The sequence below is a fragment of the Companilactobacillus versmoldensis DSM 14857 = KCTC 3814 genome (assembly GCF_001434295.1).
GTDB classification, from domain to species: Bacteria; Bacillota; Bacilli; order Lactobacillales; family Lactobacillaceae; genus Companilactobacillus; species Companilactobacillus versmoldensis.
This window is the reverse complement of the sequence record NZ_AZFA01000005.1, coordinates 109,155-126,169: the sequence shown is the minus strand read 5'-3', so window position 1 is coordinate 126,169 and position 17,015 is coordinate 109,155. Positions and strand designations below refer to the sequence as shown.

The following is a 17,015-nucleotide window of genomic DNA, read 5'->3' as shown; positions in this document are numbered from 1 at the left end:
AAGTAATGCCTGATCATGTGCATATAATGATCAGTTTCCCTCCTGACATGACACCGAGTTCTGTAGTTAAGTCATTCAAAGGAATGTCCGCTAGACAATGGTTCAAAGAATATCCTGAAACGAAGTCCCAACTGTGGGGCGGTCATCTATGGTCGCCTAGTTATTTCATGAGTACTTCAGGGAATGTTTCAAAAGAGGTAGTAGCACAGTATATCGAAGATCAATTAACAAAATACAACGGAGGTCGTCCTAGACATTGATTCATCTCGGCAATGAATTACCGAGTTTTCTCAATTGACGACCTTTATAAATATATCAATTAAGAAGGTAATATTATGCAAGCTGCTTACATCGATAAATTTGGTCCCAGTTCTGAGATAAAAATTGGCGAACTGCCAAGACCTCAAATCATGAACGATGAAATTTTGATCAAAACTATCGCTACTTCAGTCAACTATGTCGATACCTTTGTTCGTTCCAGTAGTTTTAAAACCAAGGTCGACTTTCCACTAGTTATTGGACGCGACGCGGTTGGTAAGGTCGTTGAAACTAATGATAATGAATTCAAACCAGGTGAATTAGTTTGGACTAATAGTATGGGTTACGACGGACGTGCCGGTACGACCAGTGAATATGTCGCCGTTCCATGTGAAAGACTTTTTCATTTGGACAAAAGTCTCGACCCAATAAAAGTAGTCGCTTCACTGCATTCCAGTGCCACGGCTGCGATCCTTTTGAATGACGTTTTGAACGTTCAAGCTGATCAAAGTCTACTAGTTGAAGGAGCTGGAGGTCACGTAGGCCAAAAATTAGTCACATTGGCTAAGGATTTGGATTTAAAAGTCTCCACAACTAGTAATTCCAATGATTTCTCAACACTTCAAGCATTAGGCGTTGAAAACACCTACGACTATCACCAAGATGTTTCCGATATCACTGAAAGATTTGATTATCTGATCGATACCTCTGGAAAAATCAAGTTGACCGATAATGTTGACCTATTGAACGTTTTTGGAAAGATCGGCTTGATCACCACACCGCCAGATGCGCTCACACCTGAAAAAATAGCTCAATTGTACACTCATAGCCAGGCACTCATGGGATTCGTCATCAGCCATGCGACTGTCGATCAACTCCAAGATGCTGCCCATTTGATCACGACTGCTTTTTCCCAAGGTAAGTTATTGGATGATGATGTGTTGACTCTGCCGTTCAATCAAGCTGAAAAAGCTCACCGGCTACTGGAAAATCACGAAAATGCTGGTAAGAAAATCATCTTGAAATTTTAGTTGAATAAGTCGGCGAACTGCCAGTCAACTCTTTGCATGGCTTGTTCCCAAAAGCGCAATTCCAATTCACAACTTTTCAAAAATCGATTTTCGACTTGTTGTAAATATTCGGGACGATATTTTTTGGCTTCAGTATCTAAGATAGCAAATAATCGGTCACTCAAGGCTTTGTCTTCAGAATCGACTGAGGCATAAAACTCGATCCATTCCTGAAATGGGTTCTCATCCGTGGCCAGTCCTTTTTCAACTAAATGTTTGCCGATTTCATTATATGTCCAGGGACAAGGTAGCATTGCAGCGACGACGTCGATTAGGTCTCCAGTCCGGGCGGCGTTATACATATGTTCGTTGTATAAATAAGTCATTGGCGCTTGTTGCGCATGTTGTAATGACGAGTAATTTATTTGCGCTATTTCACAAAATACTTCGTGTGCCCGGATCTCACCATTGAGGATAAATTCGATTTGGTCGGCAAATAATTGCATTTGTGACCAGTCGTCACATTTTTGAATAGCTGCAGCATAGACTTTGGTGAAGGCACTGAGGTAATTAAAATCTTGACCAACATAAAAAGCCAACGCTTCTTTAGGAACACTACCGTGACCTATTCCAGTAATGAATGGATGCGTTTCGATAGCTTCTAAGATTGGTTGACTTTTGTTGATCAATTTTTTTGATAATTTCATGATGATCCCTCCTGTTTTTTATTCAAACATCAATCGGAACCGTCACGGTATGGCATCACTTTCCTACGTTGGCGTTAACCAAATCAGGTTCAAATGGATCGGTATTTACCGTCTCAGCAACTATTGTTGCACCCCTAGTGATTGTATTCGAATAACTTCATCATATATTATTTTTAAATAAAATACAGCATTTTTGACGTATTTTAAATATCAAAGTTATTATATAAATTTACAATAAAGCTTAGCTTTACACCCTATGGGTAGAATGATAAGCTTTGTTTGTTGTACTGATTCTTAAAAGTTATATATCTGGGGTGCTGATTAAGCTGAGATTAAACCCATAGAACCTGATCTAATTAATATTAGTGTAGGAAGATATTGGATAAATTTAAGGGCCAACTATTTTTCGCACCAGAAAAATAGTTGGTCATTTTTTTTTGGCCCTAATGAATATATTCTTTGAAGAAGCGACAAAAAACTTTTTTAAGGGGACTGATTTATATGATGAATAGAACTTCAAGTACCAAATCTACTAGCTTGAGCTATTCCTTACGAGATGTAGCCTTCATTGCATTGACAGGGATTTTTTGTGGCGCCATTTTCTTTGGGACAACTGTTTCATACAATTTCCTATCCGCAGGTCTGGCTGCAATTGGCTTGGGACCATTCGCCAACGACATTTTATTAGGACTTTGGATGATTGCTGGTCCACTTGCGGCAATGCTAACTAGAAAAGTTGGTGCTAGTACCTTAGGAGAATTGCTTGGTAGTTTTGTTGAAATGGTCTTAGGTGGTCAATGGGGAGCCGCCACTTTGATCTCTGGTTTGATTCAAGGTGTTGGTAACGGCCTTGGTTTTGCCATGGCTGGTTACAAGCATTTTGATAAGTTAGGTCTACTACTTTCAACTATCACTGGTACGATCATCACCTTCGGTTGGAGCATGATCAACGAGGGTTATGCTAAATATAATCTTGGCTTTTTAATTTTATTATTCGTAGTCCGTCTGATTTCCATTGGCTTTTTCTCAGGTGTCTTAGTTTACTGGATCAACAAACTCGTTGAAAAATCAGGGATCTTGAATCGAGATTAAATTTCTATGGAGAAATTAACGATTGAAAATTTGTCATTTTGCTATCAGAAAAATGACTCCAAAGTTTTAAATGATCTCAATTTAAAACTACCAGACGGAACTATGAATCTACTATTTGGACCATCAGGTTGTGGAAAATCAACTTTGATGAAGATCATCGCTGGACTTTATCCAGAATATGCTGGTCATGTCCTTTCAGGAACAATTAATTTTAATGAACAAAGTACTGAGAATTGGACCACGAGAGATATTGCTAAACACATTGCGATTCTTTTCCAAAACCCGACCGATCAATTTTCAATGACGACCGTTAAGCAAGAATTCATCTTTACGCTCGAAAATCTTGGATATCCTCGTCAGCAGATGGATCAACGTATCCAACATGCTCTAGAGCGTTTGGATATCGCTCATTTTATTGACCGAAGATTAGACAGTCTTTCTGGTGGTGAATTGCAAAAAGTTTCCTTGGCAATAACTTTAGCAATGGATTGCGATTTGATAATATTGGATGAACCATTTGCTTGTATCGACCTCAAATCACGTCAGCAATTATTGAAGTTACTAAAAGACTTACAAGTAAACGATGGAAAAACCATTTTAGTTTCAGACCACGATTTAATGGGTTATCAAGATATCATTGATAACTTATTTCATTTTCAAGCTGGTCAAATCGTTAAAGTCAATGATACGCAACATATTTTCCAACGCTATCAAAAAGCAAACCAATCTTTGCAATTTTCTTTGCCAGAAAAATCAGAATCAATCGTCGATCTGTGTAATTTACAATTAAAGAATGGTCAAAAGCCATTGATTACTGACAGTTCGTTAGAATTTTCAAATGGGAAACTGATCTTACTGACTGGTGAAAATGGCTCAGGTAAATCGGCCTTCTTCTCAGCTTTAACTAAACTGCATGATTACTCAGGTTTGATCGAGTACCAACATAAAAACATTCAAAAATATAATTCCCGCAAATATGCTCGTCAGATCGGACTAGTTTTTCAGGATGCTCAAATGCAATATTTGAAGTTGACGCTTCAAGAAGAAATTGACTTGAGTTTAAAACATACTCGCTATCAAGATTTCTGGACTAAAAAAAGAGTTAAAGACTATTTGCAACTACTGCATTTAGACCACTTGCGGGAGCATATCGTTTATCAACTATCTGGTGGTCAAAAAAAGAAACTGCAGATTTTTGAGATGCTGATCCTTGGTAATCCTGTTTTATTATTGGATGAACCTTTATCGGGTCTCGATCTCGATTCTACTAAGGCGGTCATGGAAATGATCAAGTCGATTGCCAGTCAACAATCGCAAACAATTGTGATGATCAGTCATCAATTGGGTGGTCTGAATGGATTTTTTGACTATCATTTACAGTTGGCTGACCAAAAGCTTTCCTATACGGAGGTGCTGAATTATGAATCCATCTCTTAAATTAGGCTTGGTTCTGATTGCCAGTTTTGAAATAGCTTTTATGCAAAGTATCGTCGCTAATATCACGATTGCTGCGCTAGGTTTGTTATATTTACTATCGAAACGAGTCAGTCTTAAAAAATTGCTCTGGCTATTATTAGTACCAATAATTCCCGTTATCGGTACTTGGCTTTCTTTTTATGCACATGGAACTGGAGATGTTTTCCACAGTGCTTGGTTACTATCGACGCGGATCTATGCCTATATCTATTTGGGCGGGATTCTGACTTTGACAGTTTCCGTCGAAGATTTGCTTGGTTCACTGGAACAAAATTGCCACATCCCTACTAAATTTGTCTATGGGACTTTAGGTGCTTTCAACTTTGTTCCGCGCGTCAATCAAACAGTTAAACAAATGAAAATTGCTGCTTTGATGAGAGGTGAAGTTTTGCATGTTTGGTCACCAGAAATTTTCTTCAAGTCGATTTTAGTTTCTTTACGTTGGTCAGATAATTTGGCTCAAGCCATGCAATCACATGGATTCAGTGAATACACTAAACGTAGTCATTATCAAACATACTCGATTCCCAAATGGAACTGGGCCTTAGCAGTCATTTTACTGATTTGTCTACAGATTTTAGCTTTTGGACATTTCATTTAAAACAAAATTGTCCAGCAATTCAAAAAAGCAAGCAATCGTATGATTGCTTGCTTTTTGTCTAGATTTTTTTATTAGTTATTAAGCTTTAACGGTTTCTTTTTTACTTGAAAAGAAGAGACGTTTAACATCATCGACCGGCATATCTTGGCCAGTGAACAACTTATAAGCAGCTGCTCCTTGCCAAACTAGCATCCCTTTGCCGCCGATAGTCTTGCTGCCATGAGCCTTGGCATCAGCCATCATCTTTGTAACCTCAGGGCTATAAACAGTATCAGTCACAACTAAATCATCGCGGAAAACGCTCAGATTCTTAATATTTGATTGGTCAACATTTGGTGCCATACCAGCTTTGGTGGCATTAGCCAAAACATCGCTTTCAGCAATCGATTGATTCAATTGTTCTTGATCATTGATATCACCGACTGTGACCTTGCAAGTATCAACTGCTTTAGAAATCTTTTCAGCCGTCAATTCAGCATTCTTGAAGAAGCTGTCTTTAGGGTTGAAAATGTGGATCTCCTTGACGCCATCGAGAGCTAATTGGACGGCAATGGCAGTGCTAGCACCCCCTGCACCCAACAAAGTAAAGGTCTTACCTTTTGGATCGACTCCGTTTTGTTTCAGGTTTTCAACATAGCCTTTACCATCAGTATTGTGGCCTGTCAGGACACCATCATCGTTAGTGATCGTGTTAACTGCCCCAATCAGTTTAGCTGCAGGTGATAATTTATCAACCAACTTAGCAGCTTCCGTCTTACAAGGCATGGTGACACTAGCTCCGCGCATATGCAGGAACTTCATTGTCTCCAAGGCCTGGGCTGTTTGGTCTTCTTGAATATCGAAGGCTAAGTATGAGTCATTGATACCTGCTTTTTGAAAACTATAATTATACATTGCTGGTGAACCGGAGTGTCCGACTGGCGAACCGAACAATCCTAACATAACTGTATGTCCATCGATTTGTGAATCCATAAGATTATCTCCTCTCAAATATTAAGCTGATTATTTTTTAGCTGGTTGATGATGATCGATAGCATATTGACGACGCCCACCTGGCTTAGGGATCATGTCGGAGATCATCATGTGGATACCACCATCGACGGGGATCTCACTGCCGTTAGTGTAGTCTGAACGGTCACTGGCTAAGAACAAAACGGTATTGGAGATATCATCCAAATTACCGATCCGTTTGCTAGCAACTAGCCGTTTTCTACCATCCTCAACTTTAGGATCACTGTAAAAGTTTGCTGACAAAGGTGTCTTGACTAAGCATGGGAGGACACAATTACTCCGTAGTCCATATTGACCCCATTCTGCGGCCATTTGTTTTGACATCATATTGACAGCTGCCTTAGTCGTACTATATGCACCACTGTATGTCTCTGGTGAAAGTGAAGCAGCAGTAGAAATATGGATCAAAGTACCATGTTTTTGATTGATCATGACACGTCCAAATCTTTGTGACATCAAGAAGTATCCGGTAATATTGACGTTCAAGGCGGTATTCCATTCATCCAAACGCAAATCTTCTAATGGTGAAAATCTTAAAATAGCAGCGGTATTAACTAAAACATCGACCTTACCAAATTTATCGACCACGCTCTTGACGGCCGCATCAACTTCTTTTTCATCCGTCGTATCACAAGTAATCGCCAACGTTTCAACTTGATATTTTTCATGAAGCTCTTTTGCCAATGCTTCAGCTTTATCTTTTAATAAGTCGACCAAAACGACTTTAGCGCCTTGTTCGGCAAAATCATTTGAGAATTTCGTTCCCATGCCACCAACAGCACCTGTGATGACAACAACTTTATTCGTTAGTCCTAACCAATTTGCACTCATTTCGAAATTTCCCCCTCAAAAAATTTAAGCTTTAACAGTCTCCTGCATTATCTCAGGCCAAGCCTGTTTCAAAACTTTGACCGTTTGTTGATAAGTATAGTCAGCTACGTATTGGAGACCTTTAGCCATGTAATTATCAGAAATCACTTCAACTCCGATGACTTTAGGATCGACACCGGCATCTTTGATCATTTTGACGAAGCCCGCCGTATCCAAATCGCCTGCACCTGGAGCTAAACGATCATGCATCGATTCATCACGTAAAATTGCTTGTGCATAAGGACGTTGATAGGCATCGTCAAGTTGAATCGAGATAACTTTTTTAGCTTGTTCTTTCGTTAACAAATCATATGGTTGACCGGCTCTGACCCAATGCCACATATCAAGCAACATATAAACATTGTCACAATCAGCTTTTTGCATGATTTTCCAAGTCTTATCCAAATTAGGCAAACCACTATATGGCATCGGCTCCAAAGCAATGATCAAATCTCCGGCACGACTAGCCAATTCCCGTAATTTCTGGGCAGTGTAGTCAATTGAGTAACTTTCCATCAAATCAGTATTGATATGCTTAACGCCAAATAAATCGCACATGTGGAAACAAGTCTGTTCCTTATATTTTTGTTCATAAGAGCGTGGCTCTTCACACCATTGAACAATATATTCAACTTCCGTACATTTGATTTGATATTTAGCCATGATCTGCAAAATATCATCATCCGACAAACCTTCATTCAAAGCATCGACATAGGTCTCCGCTCGCAAACCGATACCATCGTAGCCAGCCTCACTAGCAAATTTACAGCGTTCCTCAAATGAACACTGATCGCCCAAAGTCCACGAACTAACAGTGATCGGATTCCTTTCCGTCATAATTGATTCCTCCAATATCATTAAACTTAATTTGTAAGTTTATTCACATTAATCTACAAGTCCAATGTACTTGCCAATTTATCCAACGTCCAATTGCTTTTAAGCTCAGTCATTCATAGCCAAAAGTTATCATTTCTGTTATATTGTTTTTATATTGGTAACTTATAATTTTTACTGAAACTGTTTTGGAGGTTTTTCGAGCATGAATTTAGATCATTTAAGATACTTTGTCGCCCTATCGCAAACCGAAAATTATACCCAGACGGCCAAATTGTTACATATTACACAGCCCAGTTTAACTAAAGCTATCCATCACTTAGAAAAAGAGATCCATGTATCCCTTTTTAAAAAAAGTGGTCGCAATGTTGTCTTGACTGAGGCCGGACGAGTTTTCGCCAACGGTGTCACCACTTCATTAAATTCCCTCGATGACAGTATTTCGGAGATCAAAACCTTCAATCAGAAAAAAACCAATCTCAAATTAGTATCCATCAGGACCTTAAGTATCAAATGGTTGCCTGAGATAACTCAACGCTTTTTGAAATTGTCACACAAATATCAGATCCACTTTCAGTTCAATACTGATAGTGGTTTTTCTCCCGATATTTTGCAAGCCATCCGTGATAAAAAATACGATGTCGGATTTTGCTCACGACTCGATGGTTACGATGATCTGGAATTTTTCCCAGTCGCCCAACAAAACTTAGTCTGCATCACACCGATCAATCATCCCCTAGCAAACCGCTCAAGTATTAGCTTGAAAGAGACTTTATCCTATCGCCAAGTGACCTTTTCCAAACGCAGCGGTCTCAATCCCATCTTGCACGACTTGTTCGAAGAAAGTGGTGGCCAACCAATTTCTTCCTATGAAGTAGAAGAAGATCAGACAGTTGCCGGATTAGTCGCCAATGATTTCGGGATCGCCGTTGTCCCAAACATGTCGATCCTAGAATCGTTGCCCGTAAAAATAATCCCTCTGTCCTTCCCCAATTGGCGTCGGATCCTTTACATGGCCACTTTAAAAAGTTCTCTGACTGATCCAGCAATTAAGGACTTCGTTCAATTCGTCCAAAAAGAAAGTAAACAACTAGCCAATAATAATATTTAAAAAATAAAAAGCCGTCATACCAAGGTTTATTCCAAGTATGACGGCTATAATTTTATTTACTTCGTAATCGCTAATTCCTGCAACATTTTTCGCAATTCATCAATCGGAACCTGTCCCGGAGCTGAAGTCTCATCAACCGAGGCAAAGGTCAAGCTTGATCCGAACAATTGACCACTGACCCGTGAAATCTTACCCAGTTCCCCCATCGACATAGTGATGATCGGCTTAGCTAATTGTGATTTAGCTTCACTCGTAGCTGACAAAAGTGTCAAAACGTCACCTGAACTATTAGGCATGACCGCAATTTTGGCCACATCTGCACCCAGTTCAAACATCTTCGTCAAACGAGAGATCAATTCATTTTTAGCAGGTGTTTTTTCAAAATCGTGGTTACTCATGACCACTTTGACGCCCTTTTGGTGAGCCAAAGAAACAATCGACCGCAAATTTGCTTGCTCATGGAATAGTTCAAGATCAATGGCGTTTACCGACAAATTATTTAAGACCTCTTTTAATAGTAAGAAATAGTGTGGGGCAGTAAACTGTCTTTCCCCTCCTTCAGATTTAGTCCGAAATGTGATCAATAACGGCAAGTCATCGTTGTTCGTTGAAATTTGCTTAAAGGCAGCCTTAATTTGGTTAAAATCTTCAACATCATCAAAAAAATCTAATCGCCATTCCAATAAGTCTGGCTTTTTTGAGCAGGCCTTTTTGACTTGTTTAAAAATTTCTGAAATTGATTTTCCAGTGATCGGTACACCAATTTTAGGCATGCCAGCTCCTAATTCCAGAGGGCAAATTTTAACAGATTCAACTTTTTCCATAATAAACTCCTTATTAAGCGATTTTTAGTAAAAACACCAATTGATATATTAATAGAAATTATCTATCATTCAGATAGAGGTATTCGATATGAATTTAAAACACTTAGTTTATTTTCGCGAACTAGCACATACACAACATATGTCCAAAGCAGCCGAGAACTTAGGTATCTCACAGCCAACTTTGAGTTATTCAATCGACAATTTGGAAAAACAATTAGGCGTTCCTTTATTCGAACACGAAGGCCGTAATATTAGACTGTCGCGTTTTGGGAAAATTTATCTCAAATTTGTCAGTAGTGGACTCGACGAGATCGAACGTGGTAACGCCATCTTAAAACAATTATTGAACGTCAATCAAGGCATCATAAAAATGGGCTTCACTGACACACTTGGTCAACATTTGATACCTGAATTAGTAGCATCATTTAAGAAAAAGGATGAAACTCGAGACATTACCTTTGAATTGTTTCAGGGGACGACCAGTGAACTGCTTGATGGACTGATCAAAGAAAAATACGACTTTGTCTTATCGTCCAAGTTGCCAGAAGTCGGGAACTTGTCATCTAAGTCGAAGCTGGATTTTCTACCAATCATCAAACAAGAAATCATGCTCGCTGTACCCAAAAATCATCCTTTAGCCAAATATGATGCGGTTGAAGTCAAACAAATCAGTGATTATCCTTTCATTGCTTTCTCAAAAAACAGCACTTTCCGGCCATTGATCGACCAGATCCTTAAAAATGCCGATGTTACGCCAAATACTAAGTTTGAAATCGAAGAGGACCATACGATGATGGGCTTCGTTGAATTCAATCAGGGGATCGCACTAATCCCAAATATGGCTCAAGTCGACAACAGCAAGGTCAAGTTGATCCACCTGACCGACAACGACCTTGAGCAAAAATTGTATATGGTCATCAAAGATAACCGCTTTTTACCACCATCAGTTTCACGGTTCCAAAATTTCTTGGCTCGTTATTGCAAGGAAAATTACAAAAACAAGCACCGTTTACTTTAGTTAAAAAAGTTTTCAGAAATTATTATTATTTTTGAAAATCAATTTCCGTAATTCCATGAAATTTTCTTTGCGGTAAAACGTTCAGAAACAATGGTTTATCAAGGCTTTAAACTAGTTTTGGCAAAATATTTTGTTTATACTCTCTTTACAAAATCCAGGAGAATATGACTTATATGAAAAAGCTTTTCATCGCTTTAGCACTACTTTCCTTTACTGCACCTTTAACTGGCTACCAGTTATTGAGTTCAAAAAATCAGTCAGACGATTCAACCTTTAAAATCAATCAAACTCGCTTGCAACACAATAGTCAGCATTGGCAGAATAAAATCGATTCAGCCAGGATTGAGACTCAAACAATTGGTTCACCTGGTCAATATTCACTGATCCCAACTTCAGTTGACGAATTAAAAAAATATAATCCCCTTTTGATCAAAGGGACAGTCTTCAATCTTGAACCAATGAAAAATTGTCGCAATGAAGCCTACACCAAAGTCAGTGTCTTTGTTGATCAAGTCCTTAAAGGTAATAAAAAAACTGAAAGCATGATTATCAATTTCAATCTCAACAGTGGTTTCATTTTTAAACCCCAACAAGATGAATTTAATTATATCAAAAAAACTGAAGTCCCCATGCCTGAGATTGGTTCGAAAATCATTACTGGTTTGACACCAAGAAAAATCGATCCAACGAAAAAAGATCCAATCACTAAATTTTTCGTTGAAAATCAAGCTGCTGACCATCTTTCTTATTCGATCAATGATCCGATCCACAGTTTTTGGATCAAAAAAAACAATCAAGCCGATTTTCAACTCAACAATCCTTTGTTGAATCAACAATCAAAAGACGATTGGTATGCTAAAAAATTATTGAATCTTACTGAACAACTGAATCATCTTAAAAAACAAATCCATTGAAGATACGAAAAAAGCTTCATAGGCTGATTTTACCAGCTTATGAAGCTTATTTTATTTATAAATATTATTCAACGATTATTGTAATGTTGCGTAGTTGTCCATTACCCATTCGTTAGTTGATACACGGTAGTATGTGTGACCGTTGTAGTCTTTAGTTTGGTCAGTTGCCCAACCAGTACCATTTGCTAAACCACGATTTGATTTAGTAGTACTACCATCTGAATTGAAACCAACTAGTGGAACAGCATAACTTGCGTCATTGTTGACTACAATAGTTCTAGTTGAATCTGAAGGTGCTTGAGTAGCATTTTCAGTTGAAGCTGAATCATATTGTGTTAAGTTATAAGTTTCAATCAAGTTGTTCAATGATGAATCATAGTTAGGTGCTGTGGCGTATCTACCTTGTAACCAGGCAGTAGCGTCTTTATATGAACTAGTATTTTCTTTCCATGTACCCTTGTAATAAGTTGAATCCCATGAAAGACCATTACGTAACTTGTTACCATTGTCTTCAAATGATTCTAAGTAACTAGGGTATTTTCTGAAGTTAGCATTGATTTGGTACCAACCTTGGCTAGCACTCCATTCGCTAGTTGGCATTGAAACGTAAGAACCGTTGTAATCACCTTTAATACCAAACAAGTTGTTACCTTGTGTAGCTAATTGTGAAGTTCCCCAAGCACTTTCAAGAATAGCTTGTGCCAACATAACTGATGTGTATACACCATATTCACTAGCAGCCTTTTGTGCCATTGGTACGGCCATTGAAAGGAATGTTTGGTGTTGATCTGTTGTGGCTGAAGTAGCTGAAGCTTGAACAACTGCCTTAAGTGCATTGTTTGCTGAAGGTTCAGAAGCAGCTTGGACACTTGAAGTTGTTGAATGAGCAACTGTTGAGTCAGCTTTCTTAACTTTAGAACCGGCAATAACGTTTGATTTATTATCATTATTTGAATTACTTACAGCTTGTGTTTCTGCAGTTTGACTAGTTTGAACTTGGTCAGTTTCTGCAGCTGAAACAACTGAAGGAGCAGCTACTGATGCGAGCGTGCTCAAAATTACTGTACTAGTTAGAAGTAACTTTTTATACATTGGTGTTTCCCCCTGAGGATTTATCTACAAGAACTAGATTACTATGACAAACACTGCTATTCAATGGAACTAGACCATTTGTAACGAGAATTAAATATTTCTGTAATTATTATTAATATTCCGAATGTTAGTAATATAACAAATACTCAAAATCGCTTGATTTGAGCAGTTTCTAGCAATAATAAGTTGGTGTAGAAAACCTGGATAGAGGTATACTGCCGGCACCATCCAGCCGATGATAGGGCCGTGACGCCTGTGGGCACGACTTGAAGCCAAGCAGCCCACTTGTCTTCAAGCTCGACCTTTGCCTAAACCGAGAAAAGCGCTCGGTTAACGCAAACTTCACGGGCTTGGCCCTATCACCGGCTGTCTGGCGCCTAGCAATCAATCATATTTTAATTAATGGTAATAATTAATATCCACTCATCTAATCAAGAATACGGATGCCAGTGACTAGTCTTAGTCAATACCAAGCTTTGAGCTCAGTTGCTTCTTAGCTGAAGGTCGCGTCCACTTCGTCCCGCAACACCCCCTCTATGGTAATAACAAAAAAGTCATTTTAGTCGTGAAACGATTTTATGACGAAAGATACACCGATTAAAAAGGTAATATGATTCAAGAATTTTTAAATCAAATATGGTGAGGGTAATTTAATCGAAATATCGGAGCAGGTTTGATACTAGATCATTTATAAGCATGAGAAATCTGCTTTTAACTTGTATCGTTAGAAAAAAGAAGATAAGTCGCAAGAATATATAAAACACACATTGAATAAAAATTTCAACGTAGTCGAAAAGAATAATGTTTTACTAGCTGATTCTACGCAGTTTGAATATAGCGTTAAGAAACGTGAAGTTAAAGTAAGTGGAATTCTGGATTTGTATGGGTGCAGGATAATCAGCTATCACATAGGTCTATTTGAAAATATTGAAGCTTAAATAGTTACGTTTATAGAAGATTTCGTATCCAACGAATTCAAATTAATATGGATCGATTTACATAAGATTTCAAAGACATTAGAAGGACTGGAGTTATCTAAAAAGAATGGAATACTTTTGCACACTAGACAGATCGTCAACAATAAACGGTTTCACTCAAACAAAAAATACAAACGACAAGGCAAGTACACCGCCCTCTTAACAAAAATAGTGGATGCAATTCTTAATAGAAAACAACTATCTAGGCATCATCGTCTGTCTGGTGCCGGCAACATACCATCACAAAAGCAAGTTTTAGTTGACTTATGGTATCGGTTCCAATGATAATTGAGATGTTCCCATACTCATAACAGGAGGATCATCATGAAACAAATCAATCTCGGTGAAACAAATTGGCAAGTTTCAGAAATTGCTTTTGGGGCTTGGCGAATGGATGCTTTATCAACAGAACAGGCCGCTAAGGCCATCGACACCGCTTATGACTGCGGGATCAACTTTGTTGACAATGCCGATATGTATGGCGACGGCGAATCGGAGAAACGTTTCGGCGATGCCTTGAAACAAACCAGTGTCAAACGTGAAGACCTTTTCCTACAATCAAAAGGTGATATCGTCCCTGGTAAGAAATATGACACTTCTCGTGAACACTTAATCAAAGCAGTCGACGGATCATTGCAACGCTTGGGCGTTGACTATTTAGATGCTTACTTATTGCATCGCCCCGACCCTTTGATGGAACCCGCAGAAATTGCTGATGTCTTCGACGAACTGCAAAGAAGCGGTAAAGTTAGACATTTCGGTGTTTCTAACTTCAACCCGCAACAATTTTTGTTATTACAAGAGTCAATCAGTCAAAGGCTCTTGGTCAATCAAGTCCAATTTAGTTTGATGCACACAGGCATGATCGACCATGGGATCCATACTAACTTGACTGATGACCGTTCAATCAATCGCGATGGCGAATTGATTGAATTCTCCAGACGAATGGGTGTGACAATCCAAGCCTGGTCCCCATTCCAATATGGATTCTTCGAAGGAGTTTTCATCGACAATCCAATGTTCCCTGAATTAAATGACGAATTGCAAAAATTAGCTGATAAATATTCAGTTTCCAAAAATGCTATCGCAGCCGCTTGGATCCTCAGACACCCAGCAAGAATGCAGGTCATCATCGGCACCATGAATCCTCAACACATTATCGATAGTGCCAAAGGTTCAGAAGTCGACCTGACTAGACAAGAATGGTATGACCTCTACTTCGCTGCCGGAAACGATTTACCTTAAAGGCAAACTAAAACCACTTTGACAGTAGTCAAAGTGGCTTTTTTATTGCTTATCTGTTTCAGGTTTGATCTTTTCACGACTCTCATGAACAACTTGATAAGCCGTGATCGGTACAGTTAAAATAACTCCAATCGTACAAATAACTGTCGTCAAGAATTCCGCGCCGAACAGCTTATCGTTGATAATGTCCGAAAACTTAAATCCCAGCGTATTCATCAGGAAAAACAATGGAAAAGTCGTCGAAAAGAAATTGAACAATAACGTATTGGTCTGAGTACTTAAGATTTTGTTCCCTACCGTGAAGCCGTCAGAAAAAACTTCTTTGCTAGTTAACGTGGGTTTATTCAAAACAATCTCGTGGAGTCCGCTAGTGATCGCCACGCTCGTTTCTGAGATCACGCCTAAACTGTTAACGACGATGGTCGCAATCGCTAATTGTGGATAAGAAACTCCAGCCGCTAATGAGAATCCTTCGAGCTCTTCTTGATCCTCGACTCCCATTCCTTGCGTGCTAGACCAGTAGAGAATGGGAATGGTTATCAGCAAGATAACTACCATAATTATTAATGACGTCTTGAATGAAATATTTGCGGTCGCTCCGTTTTCTACATTCATGTAGATAGCGACGATCAAAATAATCACAGAAATGATCAAAGTGGTGATGACAACATTGAAGCCGTCGGCAATCAAGATCAATAAGGCGACGATGGCAATCAAATTGATGCCAAGACCTAGCAGGAGTGAAATACCACGGTTACCTGTGACGACTAATAATAAGACGATGAAGGCAATTAATAAATACAGCATTAAATTTTCCTCCTTGCTACCATCCGGCTGGCGATGAAACTGGTAATTGGTACAGTTAGGACTATCCCAATTGCACTGATCAATAGCTGCGTTACGCCAAGGCTCAAGGTCATATCTAAGGTGTACCCGACGGAGTTACCGTTGGTCAAATATAACATGACTAAATTCAAATTCTCAGCAAAAACAATAAATAGTAGGATATTGATCAATGGACCAACTAACTCACGCCCAATGACCATACCGGACTTGAAAAGCGTCTGTTTAGTAACATCAGTGACCTCTTGTTTCATTTCGATCAATGATGAAGAAATATCCATCGTTTCATCCAAGATAACACCAAGGACACTGAAGATAACTTGAGAGATGAAGACTCCAAAGTATGGTTGTAAATCAAATGGTGTCATTTCAAAATGAATCCCACTATTGTTAGACAGCTGCAAGAGAAAGACGCTCAATAGTAAGGCTACTGCAGTAGCGATGAAGGTGCTGGCAAACGCCATCAAGGCATCCTGCGTCGGCCCTAAAATAACTAGCAAGGCCACAGCTGCAATCAAAATGGCCGTTATAACGGTCAAAATGACTAACAAACTGTTATGTGACTTGATCAAAAACTGCATATACCCATAAAAGATGACTAAATTGATCAGGACACTCGTTAGTAATTTTCCACGGGTGAATTTCATACAAAATAGTAAGATCAAAACTAATCCAATCGTAAAGACTAGTACTGCATCACGTTTAGTGCTCTGAATGGTATACCTATTTTTAGAAGATTTTAAAACGAAAACTTGTTGGTGCGGTTTATAACGTTCATCTGATAATTGTGACTGCAAGTAACTATTCGTGATGGTTACCCTTTGCCCTTTTTTACTAGTATTAGCGAAGTGGCCACTCACATGTTGGACGATTTGATAATCTGTGTTCTTATACTCATCAGTATTTTTATCTTTACTGACATTTTTAACATTTTCGATCTGGACGATCGGTTTCTTGTAGAGCGTGGAATCAAAATAAGTTGCTACAGTTGCAACTAAAACTAACGCTGCGACAATGACGACTTGGACCCAGCGCCTTTTCAGAAAATTCATTACAGTCACCTTCCGATTTAAAACAATGATATCATTTTAAAAATTTTTTGCTTAAATTTTCTATTTAGTAGTCAATTACG

17 protein-coding genes and 2 riboswitches are annotated in these 17,015 nt (G+C 38.7%); of the genes, 9 read left to right on the top strand and 8 right to left on the bottom strand.

All coding sequences use genetic code 11. The features are described 5' to 3' along the window. Together tnpA and FC27_RS04315 are read left to right on the top strand one after the other, a co-directional pair. Window positions 1-260, top strand: a 260-nt coding sequence (gene tnpA, locus FC27_RS04320) for an IS200/IS605 family transposase (protein WP_156402504.1), incomplete at its 5' end; no start/stop codon positions are given. Window positions 261-335: 75 nt separating this feature from the next. Next, window positions 336-1,289: a quinone oxidoreductase family protein gene (locus tag FC27_RS04315; protein WP_010625339.1), complete on the top strand. Its 954-nt coding sequence runs from the start codon at window positions 336-338 to the stop codon at window positions 1,287-1,289. Here FC27_RS04315 and tenA read toward each other — a convergent pair. Beyond that, window positions 1,286-1,975, bottom strand: a complete 690-nt coding sequence (gene tenA, locus FC27_RS04310; protein WP_010625340.1) for a thiaminase II — start codon at window positions 1,973-1,975, stop codon at window positions 1,286-1,288. The genes FC27_RS04315 and tenA overlap by 4 nt on opposite strands. A 43-nt stretch (window positions 1,976-2,018) precedes the next feature. Continuing rightward, window positions 2,019-2,121, bottom strand: a riboswitch (TPP riboswitch). Window positions 2,122-2,275: 154 nt separating this feature from the next. Next, window positions 2,276-2,366: riboswitch (TPP riboswitch) on the top strand. Window positions 2,367-2,476: 110 nt separating this feature from the next. Here tenA and FC27_RS04305 point away from each other — a divergent pair. From FC27_RS04305 to FC27_RS04295, 3 genes are read left to right on the top strand one after another with little or no spacing between them, the layout of a single operon-like run. Beyond that, on the top strand, window positions 2,477-3,067 hold the full coding sequence (locus FC27_RS04305; protein WP_010625341.1) for an ECF transporter S component: 591 nt from the start codon (window positions 2,477-2,479) through the stop codon (window positions 3,065-3,067). A 6-nt stretch (window positions 3,068-3,073) separates the two neighbouring features. Beyond that, window positions 3,074-4,504 (top strand): ABC transporter ATP-binding protein, encoded by a 1,431-nt coding sequence (locus FC27_RS04300; RefSeq protein ID WP_010625342.1) that lies wholly within the window; start codon window positions 3,074-3,076, stop codon window positions 4,502-4,504. After that, window positions 4,488-5,144 carry an energy-coupling factor transporter transmembrane component T family protein gene (locus tag FC27_RS04295; protein WP_010625343.1) on the top strand — a complete coding sequence of 219 codons (657 nt, stop codon included), beginning with the start codon at window positions 4,488-4,490 and terminating at the stop codon, window positions 5,142-5,144. Before FC27_RS04300 ends, FC27_RS04295 begins: the two co-directional genes overlap by 17 nt. A gap of 78 nt (window positions 5,145-5,222) precedes the next feature. On the opposite strand, the gene aroE is transcribed toward FC27_RS04295, so the two are convergent. From aroE to FC27_RS04280, 3 genes are read right to left on the bottom strand one after another with little or no spacing between them, the layout of a single operon-like run. Then, a complete protein-coding gene (gene aroE, locus FC27_RS04290; protein WP_010625344.1) occupies window positions 5,223-6,116 on the bottom strand; it encodes a shikimate dehydrogenase in 894 nt (297 codons plus the stop codon). A 30-nt stretch (window positions 6,117-6,146) separates the two neighbouring features. Further along, entirely contained in the window at window positions 6,147-6,986 is an 840-nt protein-coding gene (locus FC27_RS04285) for an SDR family NAD(P)-dependent oxidoreductase (RefSeq protein WP_010625345.1), read from the bottom strand. Window positions 6,987-7,010: 24 nt separating this feature from the next. Beyond that, a complete protein-coding gene (locus FC27_RS04280; protein WP_010625346.1) occupies window positions 7,011-7,862 on the bottom strand; it encodes a sugar phosphate isomerase/epimerase family protein in 852 nt (283 codons plus the stop codon). Between the two features lie 202 nt (window positions 7,863-8,064). Here FC27_RS04280 and FC27_RS04275 point away from each other — a divergent pair, with 202 nt between their 5' ends. After that, window positions 8,065-8,970: a LysR family transcriptional regulator gene (locus FC27_RS04275; RefSeq protein ID WP_010625347.1), complete on the top strand. Its 906-nt coding sequence runs from the start codon at window positions 8,065-8,067 to the stop codon at window positions 8,968-8,970. 56 nt (window positions 8,971-9,026) lie between these two features. Here FC27_RS04275 and aroD read toward each other — a convergent pair whose 3' ends face one another. Next, entirely contained in the window at window positions 9,027-9,794 is a 768-nt protein-coding gene (gene aroD, locus FC27_RS04270) for a type I 3-dehydroquinate dehydratase (protein ID WP_010625348.1), read from the bottom strand. A gap of 88 nt (window positions 9,795-9,882) precedes the next feature. Between aroD and FC27_RS04265 the strand changes: the two genes are divergently transcribed. Together FC27_RS04265 and FC27_RS04260 are read left to right on the top strand one after the other, a co-directional pair. Then, the gene (locus tag FC27_RS04265; protein WP_010625349.1) at window positions 9,883-10,812 is read left to right on the top strand and encodes a LysR family transcriptional regulator; all 930 of its coding nucleotides are present in this window, start codon (window positions 9,883-9,885) and stop codon (window positions 10,810-10,812) included. 173 nt (window positions 10,813-10,985) lie between these two features. Then, window positions 10,986-11,726: a hypothetical protein gene (locus tag FC27_RS04260; protein WP_010625350.1), complete on the top strand. Its 741-nt coding sequence runs from the start codon at window positions 10,986-10,988 to the stop codon at window positions 11,724-11,726. A 75-nt stretch (window positions 11,727-11,801) separates the two neighbouring features. Here FC27_RS04260 and FC27_RS12180 read toward each other — a convergent pair whose 3' ends face one another. Beyond that, on the bottom strand, window positions 11,802-12,818 hold the full coding sequence (locus FC27_RS12180; RefSeq protein ID WP_010625351.1) for a glycoside hydrolase family 73 protein: 1,017 nt from the start codon (window positions 12,816-12,818) through the stop codon (window positions 11,802-11,804). 1,301 nt (window positions 12,819-14,119) lie between these two features. Between FC27_RS12180 and FC27_RS04250 the strand changes: the two genes are divergently transcribed. Next, a complete protein-coding gene (locus FC27_RS04250; protein WP_010625352.1) occupies window positions 14,120-15,040 on the top strand; it encodes an aldo/keto reductase in 921 nt (306 codons plus the stop codon). Window positions 15,041-15,082: 42 nt separating this feature from the next. On the opposite strand, the gene FC27_RS04245 is transcribed toward FC27_RS04250, so the two are convergent. Together FC27_RS04245 and FC27_RS04240 are read right to left on the bottom strand one after the other, a co-directional pair. After that, window positions 15,083-15,847, bottom strand: a complete 765-nt coding sequence (locus FC27_RS04245; RefSeq protein WP_010625353.1) for a YibE/F family protein — start codon at window positions 15,845-15,847, stop codon at window positions 15,083-15,085. Then, window positions 15,847-16,935, bottom strand: coding sequence for a YibE/F family protein (locus FC27_RS04240; RefSeq protein WP_010625354.1), 1,089 nt, complete (start codon window positions 16,933-16,935; stop codon window positions 15,847-15,849). Before FC27_RS04240 ends, FC27_RS04245 begins: the two co-directional genes overlap by 1 nt. Between the last annotated feature and the right edge of the window lie 80 nt (window positions 16,936-17,015).